Raw genomic sequence first — 14069 nt, forward strand, 5'->3', positions numbered from 1 at the left:
CCGTCCGTACCTACGTTGTACCGCGCCGACCGCTTGCCTGGAGCGCGCTCCAGGCCGTTGGCTTGGGGAGCATGGAGTACACGCAGCTCGGACGCAGGGGTATGACCCCCGGAGGGGTCTTTGCCCGACCGCAGAGTCTGGTGAGCCCCTCGCCGTTACCCTTCGGCGTGTGCGTCACCGCGAGCACGGGGATGCCGGACTTGCTGATCGGCTTGAGCTTGTCGATGGTGTTCCGGGCCGTGACGGAGGAGGCGACGTCCTCACCGTCACCGAGGGCGCCCGGCACGTTGTCGAGGACGAAGATGTCGGCGCCCAGCGTCAGGAGGTCGTCGTGGACGCCCTGCCAGTAGCCGGGCTGGCTGGTGTCCTCGACGGGGAAGACGGTGACGGAGTCCCTCGGGACTGCGCCGTGCAGCCGCTCGCGGAGTTCCCCCTCGGCGCCGTCGTCCGTGAGGCCGAAGACGATGTGGCGGCAGAGGCGCAGCACGGGGAGACCGAGGAATTCGTCGGCTCCGTTCAGGAGGGCGGCGGACATCCCAGCGGCGAAGTTCGTCTTCCCGGCCTAGGGCTCGCCGGCGAGCATGGTGATGTTGCTCGTGAGCAGGTCGCCAATGAGGAACGCCTGCTCGTAAGGAACGTGCTCGATCTCGTGGAGCTTGCGCCCCTTGAAGGTGATGGCTCCCACGGTTTGTCGGGCCCCTTCCTGTGAGGTGCACGAATGCGCCGGTAACCCCCGCCGGACGGCGGGACATGTGCCACCCTTTCTTCGCGGGGGGAACCGGCGCCGGACGGCGCGGTCTCTCATCACAGGTGGCGCCCAGGGCGTGATGCCCGGACTCGGTCTCGTGCGGTCGGGAGCGACGGCGACGACCTGCCGGGCATCCTACGAAGGCCGAGAGGACCCTGCCTTCGGGGCCCCCTCGGTTCCTCTCGCCCTTCGGCTTCGTCAGTCTTCGCTGCGAATCGCTGCCATGTTGCGTACGCGCTGCTTGAAGTCCATCGGGATCAGAACCTGAACCCGTCCGACGGAGTGCTGCCACATGCCGTCATGGCCGTCCACGGACATGGCCTGCGCGGCCGTCATCCCCCGGACCGGCTCTGCGTGGATGACAGCCTTGGCCCCTGCGGCACGGAGCTCCTTGCCCTTCTCGTGCTGGGTCGACAGCTTGCTCCACCGCTCCCGGTAGGTCTCTCCCGTGGGGATCTCCTCCCAGGTGTCCGGTCGTGTGGGCTGGGCGATGAGTTGCTCGCGTCGCGCGTCCAGCCGCTTGTACGTCTCGCGGTACTCCTGCTTGCCCAACTCGCTGGAGTAGAGGCCCGCCTCGCGGTCTTCCCACAGGTCCGACAGGGCACGGTTCACTTCCTCGATGTCGCGCGTGTAGTCCACCCCCGGACGGAAGACCTTCCGGACAATTTCGACGTCCCCTGCTGCGAGGAGAAACGCCTTCTCCACGGCGTCCTCCAGCGTGTGCGCCGCAATGCCCTTGCTTCCAGTCGGGCACGGCTTGTGGGTGGTCCGCGAGGCACAGCGGTAGTAGGGCCAGTTACGGCCGGGGCCGAGATACGCGGGCTCCCCACAGGTGCAGAACGCAACCCGGAGCAGGGGTGAGCCGCCCTTGCGGTTTCCGTTGCGCTGACTGGTGTTCTCGTCCAGCTTCTTGTTGGCCAACTCCCACTCCTCCTGCGTGATCAAGGGCTCCGCGCGCTGAAGAGGCTGGCCATCAGTGTCCCGGACGACTCGGGTCCGCTTCACCTTCTTCCCGTCAACCATCACTTCCTCAGTCACTTCCATCTGCCCCAGGACACAGCGGGAGCGCACGACCTTGGACGTGTTCGCGGCGGTCCAGCGGCTCCCCTTCGGGGTCTTGCCGCTCCGGATCATCTGGGCGTCCAGGGACGTCGGGGTCTTGGACGGGTCCTCGTTGAGCCACTGCGCGATGCTGTTCGCCGACTCACCTTCGATGAGACGGCGAACGATCTCGCGAAGCGTCCCGGCCGTGTCCGTTCCGTAGTCGTCCGGCACCAGCTTCCACCCCTCGCCGGTCTCCTGCTTCTCCTCGCGGTACCCATACGGAGTGCGGCCACCGCGCCAGCGTCCCTCCTTCACCAGGTGGTTGTAGGACGACTTGGCCCGCGCCTTGATGGCTTCGAGCTCCCCCTCCGCGAAGGACGCGATCAGGCTCAGGAGGAGCTTTCCCATCTGCGTGTTCAGGTTGATCCCGTCCTCGACGGTGGCTACCTCCTTGCCGTTCTTCTCACACCACTCCAGGAGGGTGTGCACGTGCAGCACGCGCCGCGAGAGGCGGTCGATCTTCACCGCGCAGAGGATGTCGTACTCATCGGCGCGCGACTCCTCCATCGCGATCCTGTGCTCGATCGCGCTGACCTCCTTGCCGATGGTCGAAGGCAGCCACTTACCGAACTCCGGGCGCTTCCACGGCTCTACCCCGCCGGACACGTCGATGTCCTCGACCCATCCCACGACGACGTGCCCCTCCTGGTCGGCCCATCGCTGGATGGACCGACGCTGACGCTCCGGCGATGTGGTCTCGTCCGACACCCTCGACAGACGAACCACACCCAGAACTCTCGCCATGCTCGTTCTCCCCACTCCCCTGCAGCACGCATCATGCACAAGGGGTGACGGTATGTAGTTCGGATCATGGCGGCAAAATTGATCTTTCGACACCGCCAACGTGTACGGCTGGGGCGAGAACAAGGGCCGCACCGAGGAGATCATCGGCAACTGGTTCGCCCAGGGCGGCGGCCGGCGCGACAAGGTCGTCGTCGCCACCAAGGTGTACGGCAACATGGGCGCCGACGGCGAGGCGTGGCCCAACCACGACAAGCTGTCCGCCGTGAACATCCGGCGGTCCGTCGACGCCAGCCTGAAGCGGCTGCGCACGGACCGCATCGACCTGTACCAGTTCCACCACGTCGACCGCGCCACCGGCTTCGACGAGATCTGGCAGGCGATCGACGTCCTGGTCCAGCAGGGCAAGGTGCTGTACGCCGGGTCCTCGAACTTCCCCGGCTACAAGATCGCCCAGGCCAACGAGACCGCCGCCCGGCGCGGCGGCACCATCGGGCTGGTCAGCGAGCAGTGCCTCTACAACCTGGCCGAGCGCCGCGCCGAGATGGAGGTGATCCCGGCCGCCCGGGAGTACGGCCTCGGCGTCATCCCCTGGTCGCCGCTGTACGGCGGGCTGCTGGGCGGCGTCATCAGGAAGGAGGCGCGGGGCGGGCGCCGGGCCTCGGGGCGGGCGGCCGACGCCCTGGCCGACCCCGCGAAGCGCGCGCGGATCCAGGCCTACGAGGACCTGCTCGACCAGCACGGCGTCGAACCGGGCGAGGCCGCGCTGGCCTGGCTGCTGACCCGGCCCGGCGTGACCGGACCGATCGTCGGCCCGCGCACCGCGGAGCAGCTCGCGTCGGCGCTGCGCGCGGTGGAGCTGGAACTGTCCGGGGAACTGCTGGCCGGGCTGGACGAGATCTTCCCGGGGCCGGGGCCCTCCCCGGAGGCCTTCGCCTGGTGAGGCGCACGGGGCCGTGAACAGGCGGGTGCGGTGGCCGGCGGCCTCGGGCTAACCGAGCGCCGCCGCCACCGCCACCACCACGAGCATCAGCACGAGCACACCGGCCATGATCCGGTTACGGGTCTTCGGGTCCACGCCCCGAGCCTAACCGGACGCGCCGAGCGGGCTGCGGGCGACCGTCTCGTAACGGGGCTGCTCGCCCGGCACCCCGGACCGCGGCAGCCGGCTGCGCACCAGCGCCAGGTCCGTCACCGTCCAGGCGGGGCCGGTGAAGCGGTCCAGCGCCTCGACGTACGGCCGCACGTCGTACGCCTCCCGGCCGCGGGCCAGCGTCAGGTGGGCCTTGTAGCGGCGGTGCTCCCCCATCGGCACGCCCGCCCTGCGCGCCGCCGACTCGGCCCGTCCGGCCAGCACCCGCAGCGCCGGGACGTCCCCGGACACCCCGGTCCACAGGGCCCGCCCGTGCCCGAACTGCCCGCCGCCGCGCAGCGCCAGCCCGAAGGGCCCGGTGCGGTGCGCGGCCCGCTCCAGCCTGGCCGACAGCTCCGGTACGAGGCCGTCGTCGACCTCGCCGTAGAACGCGAGGGTGAGGTGCCACCCCGGCCGCCCGGTCCACCGCAGCCGGTCGGCCCCGGGCAGCCCCCGCAGCACGGCCGTCTCGGCGGCGAGCGCGGCGACGACGTCCTCGGGCGGCAGCACGGCGGCGAACAGTCTCATGCCGCCCAGTCTCCCCCCGGGAGCCGGCGGGCGTCCCCGAGCGACCGGCTCACGCCGCCGGGGCCAGTTCCTCCTGCCGTTCCCTCGGTACGAAGCGGACCTGTGGGTGGCCGCCGTGCCAGCCGACCGAGAGGCGGAGGTTGCCGACGCGGGCCAGCACGAGGCCGATCACGACCGCCGCGGCGGCCGCGACGGCGCCGCCCGCGGCGAGGCCGACCCGGGCGCCGTAGGTGTCCGTGACCCAGCCGACGACCGGGGCGCCGACCGGCGAGCCGCCGAGGAAGACCATCATGTAGAGGGCCATGACACGGCCCCGCATCGCCGGGTCGGTGGACATCTGGATGCTCGTGTTGGCCGTGACGTTGACCGTCATGCTGAAGACGCCGATCGGGACCATCAGCAGGGCGAACAGCCACAGCGACGGAGCCGCCGCCGCGGCGATCTCCAGGACGCCGAAGCCCACCGCCGCCGCGATCAGGACGCGCAGCCGGGACGTGCCGCGCCGGGCGGCGAGCAGGGCGCCGGCCAGGGAGCCGACGGCCATGAGGGTGTTGAAGAGGCTGTACTCGCCGGCGCCCGCGTCGAAGACGTCGCCGGCGAAGGCGGACAGGAACACCGGGAAGTTGAAGCCGAAGGTGCCGATGAAGCCGATCAGCACGATGGTCCAGGTCAGCTCGGGGCGCCCGGCGACGTAGCGCAGGCCCTCGCGGAGCTGGCCCTTGCCGCGCGGGGCGCGCCGGACGGTGTGCAGCTCACGGGTGCGCATCAGCAGCAGGCAGGTCAGGGGCGCCACGAAGGACAGGCCGTTGGCGAGGAACGCCCAGCCGGTGCCCACTCCGGTGATCATGAGGCCGGCGACGGCGGGGCCGACCAGGCGGGCGGACTGGAAGTTGGCCGAGTTCAGGCTGACGGCGTTCTGGAGCTGGTCGCGGCCGACCAGCTCGGAGACGAAGGACTGGCGCGCCGGGTTGTCCATGACGGTGGCCAGGCCCATGGCGAAGGCGGCGACGTAGACGTGCCAGACCTGGACCTGCCCGGTCAGGGTGAGGACGGCGAGGACGAGCGCGGTCAGGGCCATCGCGGACTGGGTGACCAGCAGCGTGGGCCGCTTGCGCAGACGGTCGACGAGGACGCCGCCGTAGAGACCGAAGAGCAGCATCGGCAGGAACTGGAGGGCCGTCGTGATGCCGACGGCGGCGGAGGAGCCGGTGAGGCTGAGCACCAGCCAGTCCTGGGCGATGCGCTGCATCCAGGTGCCGATGTTGGAGACCACCTGTCCCGTGAAGAACAGGCGGTAGTTCCTGACCCGCAGGGAGGCGAACATGGACGTCCTGCGGGGGGCTTCGGGGGCCTTGGAAAGGGTGTCGTCGTGGTCAGGTGCGGGGACGGAAGCTGCTCCGGGTCCCGTACTCAAAAGGTTCGCCTCCTCGCGAATGCTGCCTACAGGTGTGCGAGCTTCTCCAGCACGGGGGCCGCCGCGCGCAGCGTCGCCCACTCGTCCTCGTCGAGGCCCTCGACCAGCGCGGCCAGGAACGCGTTCCGCTTGCGGCGGCTCTCCTCGAGCATCACCACGGCCTGCTCGGTCTGCGTCACGACCTTCTGGCGCCGGTCCTCGGGGTGCGGCTCCAGCCGCACGAGCCCCTTGGCCTCCAGGAGCGCCACGATGCGGGTCATCGAGGGCGGCTGGACGTGTTCCTTGCGGGCGAGCTCGCCCGGGGTCGCGCTGCCGCAGTTGGACAGGGTGCCCAGCACCGACATCTCGGTGGGGCTCAGCGACTCGTCGACCCGCTGGTGCTTGAGCCGACGGGACAGCCGCATCACGGCGGAGCGCAGGGAGTTCACGGCGGCAACATCGTCGCCATGGTTGAGGTCCGGCATGTTCCTTAGCGTAACTCATTAGACTGACGAAAGACCAATGCTCGTCCGCCCGCCTGCCCGTGACTCACGCCACGGAAACCCACGCTTCACCCGAACGAGTGAGCTGTTTCCGGAAACCGGAGCATCACCCGGCCGGCCGGGGCGACCCTCGTGCGCATGGGGACCAGCGTGCTCAGCCTGCGGATGGACGGGGAGCTGCTCGAACGGCTCCGGGACCACGCGGCGAAAAGAGGAATGAGCGTCCAGGACTATGTCGTCCGGACGCTCATTCGGGATGACTTCGACGAGCGGTTCCAGGCCGCCGTCGAGGAGACGGAACGGTTCTACGGGGTGCCGTGACCCCGCGGGATCAGGTCAGACCCAGGGCCGGCATCAGGTAGTAGAAGGCGAAGACCGCCGAGACCGCGTACATCGCGACCGGCACCTCCCGGCCCCGGCCGACCACCAGGCGCAGCACCGTGAAGGTGACGAAGCCCATGCCGATGCCGTTGGTGATCGAGTACGTAAACGGCATCATCAGCATCGTCACGAAGGCCGGGACGGCGACCGTGAAGTCGGACCAGTCGATCTCCGTGATCGAACCGGCCAGGATCAGGAAGCCGACCGCGACGAGCGCCGGGGTGGCCGCCTGCGACGGCACCATCGTGGCGACCGGCGTAAGGAAGAGGGCGAAGGCGAACAGCGCGCCGCTGACGATGTTGGCGAAGCCGGTACGGGCGCCCTCCCCGACTCCGGCCGTGGACTCCACGAAGCAGGTCGTGGCCGAGGCCGAGCTCGCGCCGCCCGCCGCGACCGCGACGCCGTCCACGAACAGGACCTTGTTGATGCCCGGCATCTGGCCCTTCGCGTCGGTCAGCTTGGCCTCGTCGCTGACGGCCATGATCGTGCCCATGGCGTCGAAGAAGCAGGACAGCAGCACCGTGAAGACGAACAGGACGCCGGTCAGGATGCCGACCTTCCCGAACCCGCCGAACAGACTGACCTGGCCGACCAGGCCGAAGTCCGGCGCGGCGACCGGGTTACCGGGCCACTCGGGGGTGGTCAGGCCCCAGGAGGGGACGTCGGCGACGGCGTTGATGACCATGGCGACGAGGGTCATCGCCACGATGGAGATCAGGATGGCGCCGGGGGTCTTGCGGACGATCAGCGCCAGCGTGAGCAGCACGCCGAGGACGAAGACCAGGACCGGCCAGCCGAGCAGGTGACCGCCCGTGCCGAGCTGGAGGGGGACGGTGGTCTGGGCGGCGTCCGGCATCCGGGTCACGAACCCGGAGTCCACGAGGCCGATGAGCATGATGAACAGGCCGATGCCGATCGCGATGGCCTTGCGCAGCCCGAACGGCACGGCGTTCATCACGCGCTCGCGCAGACCGGTGGCGACCAGCAGCATGACGACGAAACCGGCCAGCACCACCATGCCCATGGCGTCCGGCCAGGACATCCGCGGGGCGAGCTGGAGGGCGACGACCGAGTTCACACCGAGACCGGCCGCGAGCGCGATCGGCACGTTGCCGATGACCCCCATCAGCAGCGTGGTGAACGCCGCCGTCAGCGCGGTCGCGGTGACGAGCTGGCCGTTGTCGAGCTGGTGGCCGTACATGTCCTTCGCGCTGCCGAGGATGATCGGGTTCAGCACGATGATGTAGGCCATCGCGAAGAAGGTCGCGAAGCCGCCCCGGATCTCACGGGGCAGCGTGCTGCCCCGCTCGGAGATCTTGAAGTAGCGGTCGAGGGCGTTCTGCGGGGGACGCCGGTCTTCGGGCGATCCCGGGGTCGGGGGGACCTTGGCGGCAGCCGAGGTGGACATGCGAGACCTCATCACCAACAGGTTCCCCCACGGCCTTGTTGGTGTTTTCTACGAATAAATGCGGTCAGAGACAAACGGTTTCAGTATGAACGTATGAGCCGCAGATCGCTATCTCCGCGCGTAGACCGTGGTGGCGCCGCGCCGTCACCGGCCCCCGCGGCCGCCTCGTAAGCTGTACGCATGGCGAAGTGGACACCCACGCACGAGGCGCCGGAGCCCCTGGAGGGCCCCGTGGTCGCCACCATCACCGGCGGCACCCTCCTCTGGTTCGTCCTCTTCCTGGTCCAGCTCCCGTTCTACGGCTGGTTCGACGACCACGGACACGCCTGGTGGGTGTGGACCTGTCTGGCCGGCGCCGGACTCGGCCTGATCGGCATCTGGTACGTCCGCAAGCGCGACGCCGCGATCAAGCGGGACGCCGCGGCCCGCGAGGCGCGTCCCACCGCGTAGTACCTGGGCAGCAGGCGCCTCCCGTCCGCCTCGTACCCAGGTCGGATCTTCGGGCCGTTCGGCGCGTGCCACCGTAAAACCGCACGTACCGTCGAATGCATGACGCATACCGACGCGGGTGCCGCCCTCGATCCCGCGCACCCGGCTCCCCTCTCGTCGCCGGAGACGGGGCTGACCTCCGCCGAGGTCGCCGAACGGGTCGCGCGCGGCCAGGTCAACGACGTACCGGTGCGCAGCAGCCGCTCCCTCGGCGAGATCGTCCGCGCCAACGTGTTCACGCGGTTCAACGCGATCATCGGCGTCCTGTGGGTGATCATGCTGATCGTGGCGCCGATCCAGGACAGCCTGTTCGGTTTCGTGATCCTCGCCAACACCGGCATCGGCATCGTCCAGGAGTGGCGGGCGAAGAAGACCCTCGACTCCCTCGCCGTGATCGGCGAGGTCAGACCGGCCGTGCGCCGTGAGGGCAGGACCGCCGAGATCAGCACCTCGCAGATCGTGCTGGACGACGTCATCGAGATCGGGCCCGGGGACAAGGCCGTGGTCGACGGGGTCTGCGTCGAGGCCGACGGGCTGGAGATCGACGAGTCGCTGCTGACCGGTGAGGCCGACCCGGTCGTGAAGCGGCCCGGGGACCAGGTCATGTCCGGCAGCTTCGTCGTCGCGGGCGGCGGCGCGTTCAGGGCGACCAAGGTGGGCCGCGAGGCCTACGCCGCCCAGCTCGCCGAGGAGGCGTCCCGCTTCACCCTCGTCCAGTCCGAGCTGCGCTCCGGCATCTCCACGATCCTGAAGTACGTCACCTGGATGATGGTGCCGACCGCGATCGGCCTGATCATCAGCCAGCTCGTCACCAAGGACGACGCCTTCAAGGAGTCCGTCGCCCGGACGGTCGGCGGCATCGTGCCCATGGTCCCCGAGGGGCTGGTGCTGCTCACCTCCGTCGCCTTCGCCATCGGCGTGATCCGGCTCGGCCGCAAGCAGTGCCTGGTCCAGGAGCTGCCCGCGATCGAGGGCCTGGCCCGCGTCGACACCGTCTGCCTGGACAAGACCGGCACCCTCACCGAGGGCGGCATGGACGTCACCGAGCTGCGCACCCTGGACGGGGCCGACGAGGGCTACGTCCGCGCGGTGCTCGGCGCCCTCGGCGAGTCCGACCCGCGCCCGAACGCCTCCCTCCAGGCGATCATCGACGCCTATCCGGTGGCCGAGGTCGCCGAGGACTGGCGCTGCACCGAGTCCCTGCCCTTCTCCTCCGCCCGCAAGTACGCCGGCGCCACGTTCGGCGAGGGCGACGGCGCCTCCAGCACCTGGCTGCTGGGCGCACCGGACGTGCTGCTGGCCGAGGACGCCCCCGCCCTCGCCGAGACGGTACGGCTCAACGAGCAGGGCATGCGGGTGCTGCTGCTCGCCCGCGCCACCCGGGACCTCGACGACGCCGAGCCGGCCGAGGGCGCCGTTCCCACCGCGCTGGTGGTGCTGGAGCAGCGGCTGCGCCCGGACGCCGCCGACACCCTGCGCTACTTCGCCGAGCAGGACGTGCACGCCAAGGTCATCTCCGGGGACAACGCGGTCTCCGTCGGCGCGGTCGCCGCCAAGCTCGGGCTGTCCGGCACCGCCGTCGACGCCCGCCGGCTGCCCGCCGAACGGGACTCCATGGCCGAGGAGCTCGACGGGGCCACGGTGTTCGGGCGGGTCACCCCGCAGCAGAAGCGGGACATGGTGGGCGCCCTCCAGTCGCGCGGGCACACGGTCGCCATGACCGGCGACGGGGTCAACGACGTCCTCGCGCTCAAGGACGCCGACATCGGCGTGGCGATGGGCTCGGGCTCGGAGGCCACCCGGGCGGTAGCGCAGATCGTGCTGCTCAACAACAGCTTCGCCACCCTGCCGTCGGTGGTGGCCGAGGGCCGCCGGGTCATCGGCAACATCACGCGGGTCGCCACCCTGTTCCTGGTGAAGACCGTGTACTCGGTGCTGCTGGCGGTCCTGGTGGTGTGCTCGCGGGTCGAGTACCCCTTCCTGCCCCGGCATCTGACCCTGCTGTCCACCCTCACGATCGGCGTCCCGGCCTTCTTCCTGGCCCTCGCGCCGAACAGGGAACGGGCCAGACCTCACTTCGTCCGGCGGGTGATGCGGTACGCCGTCCCCGGCGGCGTGGTGGCCGGGGCGGCGACCTTCGTGACGTACCTGGCCGCCCGGCACCACTACAGCGGGCCGGGGGCGCTGGACGCGGAGACCAGCGCGGCGACGCTGACGCTGTTCCTGGTCTCGATGTGGGTGCTGGCGATCGTCGCCCGGCCCTACACGTGGTGGCGCGTGCTGCTGGTGGCGGCGATGGGCGCCGCGTTCCTGGTGGTGCTGGTGGTGCCGTGGCTCCAGGACTTCTTCGCGCTGAAGCTGGTCGGTGTCACGATGCCGTGGACCGCCGTCGGCGTGGCGGTCGCCGCGGCGGGCCTGCTGGAGCTGCTGTGGAAGTGGGTCGACCGGCGCTTCCCGGCCTGACCGCCTCTCGTGGTCCGGCCGGGTCCGCCCGTGGCTCAGTCGAACCAGCGGTCCCTGGCCAGTTCCTCCGTGCGGGACGGGTCCTCCAGGAGGGCCGCGACCTCGAAGCGGCGGGGCCACTGGCCGGCCGCCCAGGCGAGACCGGCGGCGACGCCCTCCAGGGTCGCGGCGTGCAGCACGCCGTCGGCCGTGAGCCGCCAGTCGATCTCCACGCCGTCGACCACCAGTTCCTCGTGCTCCACGTACGACGCCGGGGTCCGCGCCCCGAGCAGCACCCGGACCGGCTCCGGAACGTCGTGCTCGGTGCCCTCGGAGTGCACCTCGCCAGTGACGGACTCGCTCAGCCGCCGCACCTGGAACAGCTCCGCCAGCTCGGCGGCGAGCACCGGGCGGACCGGCAGCAGCGGCACGCCCGAGGTGAAGGGCAGCAGGTCGGGCGAGTCGACCACCACGGCGTCGGCGGCGTCCACCACCTCGACCCGGCCGTCGCGCACGGCCCGCAGATCGTCCGGCAGGGTGACCTGCTCCGGGTCCAGCCCGGCCAGCGCGCCGTACAGGGCGTGCAGTTGGGCGGCCGTGACCGGGCGATCGGGGTCGGCGAGGCGGTCCAGCAGTTCGGCCGCGCCGCCGGGCTCGTCGAGGAGCGCCGCGACGGAGGTGCGCACGCCGAGCGCCCGCAGCACCTGCTCGTCCTCGAACCCGGTCGCGTCGGCCTCGTCGTACAGGCCGCGCAGCAGCGGGTCGCCGCCGGCCGCGCGCAGTCCGGCCGGGCGCCGCCCGTCGAGCACGGGGTGCCCGCGCAGCCACCACGCGGTGTACGGCGGTACGACCTCGTGGGTGCCGTCGGGCAGCAGGACGCGCACCGGCTGCACCAGCGCGTCCCGCAGCGGGGGCTGGGACAGCAGGGCGAGGGCCTGCGGCCAGCGGTCGTCGGCCACGAGGTCCAGGTCGCGGACGGCGACGATCTCGGTGGCGACCGGGGGGACGGGGCTGTCCGGGAAGCGGTCGAGGACGTCCTCGCTCCACACGTCCACGGCGTCCAGCAGACCGGGGTCGTCCGGCTCGGCGAAGTCGCCCTCGCGGGGCTCCAGTTCGTCCGGGTCGAGGACGACGTCGGTGGCACGGACGAGGGCGAAGGTCACGAGGACGCCGCAGGCGGCGAGCGGCCCGGGGCCCCACCTGTCCGCCAGTTCCGCGTCCACGGCGGCCAGTTCGTCCTCGCGCATCACCTCGGCGAAGGGACCGCCGGGGAAGACGAGTTCGCAGGCCGGGGAGAGTTCGCCGTCCTCGTCGGGCAGGGCGAGCGCGCCGAGCCAGGGCTCGTCGCCCGCGTCGAGCCCGGCGTCGCGGACGAGGCCGAGGACCGTGTCGGCCAGTTCCTCGGCGTCGGGCGCGTCCTCCTCCCAGTTCATGCCGCCCGCGTCGTCCAGGGAGGCGGCGACGGCGGCCCGGACCTGCGGGGTGGTGAGCACGGCCCGCGGGGTGGCCGGGAGGGCGCCGAGCTTCTCCAGGAGCGGATGGGCGGCGTCCGGGTGGGCGACCTTGAGGCCGAGGCGGGTGAGGACGCCGGGGTCGAGGACGGCACCGTCCGGGGACGGCAGCAGCACCTGCCGGGGGCCGATCGTGGTCCGCCCTCCCCCGGCGAGCGGCACCGGCAGCCCGGACAGGCGGTCGGGGTCGACGCCCGCGAGGCTGTCGTAGAGCCGTCGCCACCAGGAGGGGGGCTTCTCCAGTCCGGCCAGCCGGTCGATCGCGTCGGTCAGCGGCACCCGGGCCACGCCCAGCGTGCGCAGTTCGGCGCGGCGCTCCAGGCCGGCGGGGAGCAGGGTGGGCAGCACCTCGGCGAGGACGCGCACGGTCTCGGCGCCCGCGCCCTCGGCCACCTCGGCGTCACGGGGACGCAGGGACCCGGGCAGGCCGTCGGTGTCGTCGTCGCGCGGTTCGGCGGCCGGCGGCAGGAAGGAGGTGCGCGGCAGCCGGTCGAGGATCGCCTGCCGCAGCGCGCCGTCCAGTTCCCCCTTGCCCAGCGGGCCGGGCACGAGGTCGATGATCCCGGCGGTGACCGGGGTCCAGTCGGCGAGGAGAGCGGCGTAGGCGTCCGCCGCGCGCTGGGTCAGGAAGTCGGTCAGCGGGCCCGGCGCGGCGTGCCGGCGGGTGGAGTCCAGCGGGAACGACGCGATGAGCAGGGCGGGGACGCCGAGGGGCTCGTCGCTCGGGGTGGGGGCGTGCACGACGGGGCTGGTGCGGGGCCGGGCGGGGCCGCCGTCGGCGTCCACGGGCACGGCCCACGTCACGGACCAGTGGGGGCGCAGCCGCTCCTCCACGGGCCGGTCGGCGAGGAGGTCGGGGGTGAGCGGGCCGTGCGCGGCGGCGGTGCGCCAGCGGGTGGTGCCCTCCCGCGAGTCCTCCACGACGGTCAGCGGGCCGTCCGTGCCGCGGCGCAGGGTGCGTACGTCGTCCCCCGCCTCGATCACGACCTCCTCGAGGCCGGGCAGGGTGAGCAGCAGCGCGTCGTCCACGGCGCGCAGCAGCCGCTCGGCGAGGTCGGCGGCGGCCGTGTCGCGCAGCGGCAGGATGACGGCGGTGTCGTACGGGCCGGGGGCGCTGCCCTCGGCGGGGAACGGCAGCCTGAGCAGCGGGACGTGGCCGTCGCGGCGGCGGATCTCGTCGCCGAGGCCGGGGCTGTGCCGTGCGGTGCCGGCGGCCAGGTCCCGCGCCTCGGCGAGGGACCAGCGCACGCCGCCGTGCCGGCCGACGACGGCGGGCTCGTCGGTGACGGCCAGGACGGCGGCGAAGCCGACCCCGAACCGGCCGACGGCGCTCTCGGCGGCCCCGCGCTTGGCGGAGGCGCGCAGCGTCGACAGCGACTCGGCGCCCGCCGCGTCCAGCGGGGCGCCGGTGTTGGCGGCGACGAGGACGTCGTCCCGCAGGGTGAGCCGGAGCCGGCCCGGCACGCCCGCGCGGGCGGCGGCGTCGGCGGCGTTCTGGGCCAGCTCGACGACCAGCCGGTCGCGGTAGCCGCCGAGGACGAGGTCCTCCTCGGCGTTGGCGTCCTCGCGGAACCGGGCGGGGCTCGTCACCCAGGCGTCCAGCACCCCGCGCCGCAGACGTGCCGTACCGAACGGGTCGGCGCCCTCCTCGGCGGGCCGCACGAACATACTCACGGGCACTCTCCTCAT

The 14069-nt window shown here is 71.8% G+C and carries 11 protein-coding genes and 1 pseudogene; 4 read left to right on the top strand and 8 right to left on the bottom strand.

Annotation, left to right across the window (positions count from 1 at the left end; all coding sequences use genetic code 11):
- Positions 1–10: 10 nt before the first annotated feature.
- The 3 genes from ACH499_RS18870 to ACH499_RS18880 all read right to left on the bottom strand — a co-directional run bounded on the left by ACH499_RS18870 (position 11) and on the right by ACH499_RS18880 (position 2596).
- Positions 11–535 carry a hypothetical protein gene (locus ACH499_RS18870; protein WP_399017018.1) on the bottom strand — a complete coding sequence of 175 codons (525 nt, stop codon included), beginning with the start codon at positions 533–535 and terminating at the stop codon, positions 11–13.
- Positions 536–562: 27 nt separating this feature from the next.
- A complete protein-coding gene (locus ACH499_RS18875) occupies positions 563–685 on the bottom strand; it encodes a hypothetical protein (RefSeq protein WP_356198826.1) in 123 nt (40 codons plus the stop codon).
- A 261-nt stretch (positions 686–946) separates the two neighbouring features.
- A complete protein-coding gene (locus tag ACH499_RS18880) occupies positions 947–2596 on the bottom strand; it encodes a recombinase family protein (RefSeq protein WP_399017020.1) in 1650 nt (549 codons plus the stop codon).
- Between the two features lie 85 nt (positions 2597–2681).
- Here ACH499_RS18880 and ACH499_RS18885 point away from each other — a divergent pair.
- A pseudogene (locus ACH499_RS18885) lies at positions 2682–3536 on the top strand (aldo/keto reductase); the annotation flags it as partial.
- A gap of 144 nt (positions 3537–3680) precedes the next feature.
- Here the strand turns inward: ACH499_RS18885 and thpR are convergent.
- Genes thpR through ACH499_RS18900 form a run of 3 tightly spaced genes read right to left on the bottom strand, consistent with a single transcriptional unit; the run spans position 3681 to position 6131 of the window.
- The gene (gene thpR, locus ACH499_RS18890) at positions 3681–4253 is read right to left on the bottom strand and encodes an RNA 2',3'-cyclic phosphodiesterase (RefSeq protein WP_399017022.1); all 573 of its coding nucleotides are present in this window, start codon (positions 4251–4253) and stop codon (positions 3681–3683) included.
- A 49-nt stretch (positions 4254–4302) separates the two neighbouring features.
- Complete coding sequence (locus tag ACH499_RS18895; RefSeq protein ID WP_399017024.1) at positions 4303–5667, bottom strand: MFS transporter; 1365 nt, start codon at positions 5665–5667, stop codon at positions 4303–4305.
- A gap of 26 nt (positions 5668–5693) precedes the next feature.
- Positions 5694–6131, bottom strand: a complete 438-nt coding sequence (locus ACH499_RS18900) for a MarR family transcriptional regulator (RefSeq protein ID WP_356198832.1) — start codon at positions 6129–6131, stop codon at positions 5694–5696.
- A gap of 150 nt (positions 6132–6281) precedes the next feature.
- On the opposite strand from ACH499_RS18900, the gene ACH499_RS18905 reads away from it, so the two are divergent.
- Complete coding sequence (locus ACH499_RS18905) at positions 6282–6470, top strand: ribbon-helix-helix protein, CopG family (protein ID WP_356198833.1); 189 nt, start codon at positions 6282–6284, stop codon at positions 6468–6470.
- Positions 6471–6480: 10 nt separating this feature from the next.
- On the opposite strand, the gene ACH499_RS18910 is transcribed toward ACH499_RS18905, so the two are convergent.
- Positions 6481–7938, bottom strand: a complete 1458-nt coding sequence (locus ACH499_RS18910; protein ID WP_356198835.1) for an NCS2 family permease — start codon at positions 7936–7938, stop codon at positions 6481–6483.
- A gap of 180 nt (positions 7939–8118) precedes the next feature.
- On the opposite strand from ACH499_RS18910, the gene ACH499_RS18915 reads away from it, so the two are divergent.
- Both ACH499_RS18915 and ACH499_RS18920 read left to right on the top strand, forming a co-directional pair.
- Complete coding sequence (locus ACH499_RS18915) at positions 8119–8388, top strand: DUF2530 domain-containing protein (RefSeq protein WP_356198836.1); 270 nt, start codon at positions 8119–8121, stop codon at positions 8386–8388.
- Between the two features lie 99 nt (positions 8389–8487).
- Positions 8488–10890 carry an HAD-IC family P-type ATPase gene (locus tag ACH499_RS18920; protein WP_399017027.1) on the top strand — a complete coding sequence of 801 codons (2403 nt, stop codon included), beginning with the start codon at positions 8488–8490 and terminating at the stop codon, positions 10888–10890.
- A gap of 35 nt (positions 10891–10925) precedes the next feature.
- On the opposite strand, the gene ACH499_RS18925 is transcribed toward ACH499_RS18920, so the two are convergent.
- Positions 10926–14054: a sacsin N-terminal ATP-binding-like domain-containing protein gene (locus ACH499_RS18925; RefSeq protein ID WP_399017029.1), complete on the bottom strand. Its 3129-nt coding sequence runs from the start codon at positions 14052–14054 to the stop codon at positions 10926–10928.
- Positions 14055–14069 lie beyond the last annotated feature (15 nt).

Origin of the sequence: Streptomyces sp. NPDC018947, from assembly GCF_044390505.1 — a bacterium.
GTDB lineage: Bacteria > Actinomycetota > Actinomycetes > Streptomycetales > Streptomycetaceae > Streptomyces.

Excerpts from the sequence above, each read along its gene's own strand:
- ACH499_RS18915 (WP_356198836.1), top strand. The coding sequence starts at position 8,119 with ATGGCGAAGTGGACACCCACGCACGAGGCGCCGGAGCCCCTGGAGGGC.
- ACH499_RS18910 (WP_356198835.1), bottom strand. The coding sequence starts at position 7,938 with ATGTCCACCTCGGCTGCCGCCAAGGTCCCCCCGACCCCGGGATCGCCC.
- thpR (WP_399017022.1), bottom strand. The coding sequence starts at position 4,253 with ATGAGACTGTTCGCCGCCGTGCTGCCGCCCGAGGACGTCGTCGCCGCG.
- ACH499_RS18920 (WP_399017027.1), top strand. The coding sequence starts at position 8,488 with ATGACGCATACCGACGCGGGTGCCGCCCTCGATCCCGCGCACCCGGCT.
- ACH499_RS18900 (WP_356198832.1), bottom strand. The coding sequence starts at position 6,131 with ATGCCGGACCTCAACCATGGCGACGATGTTGCCGCCGTGAACTCCCTG.
- ACH499_RS18870 (WP_399017018.1), bottom strand. The coding sequence starts at position 535 with ATGTCCGCCGCCCTCCTGAACGGAGCCGACGAATTCCTCGGTCTCCCC.
- ACH499_RS18880 (WP_399017020.1), bottom strand. The coding sequence starts at position 2,596 with ATGGCGAGAGTTCTGGGTGTGGTTCGTCTGTCGAGGGTGTCGGACGAG.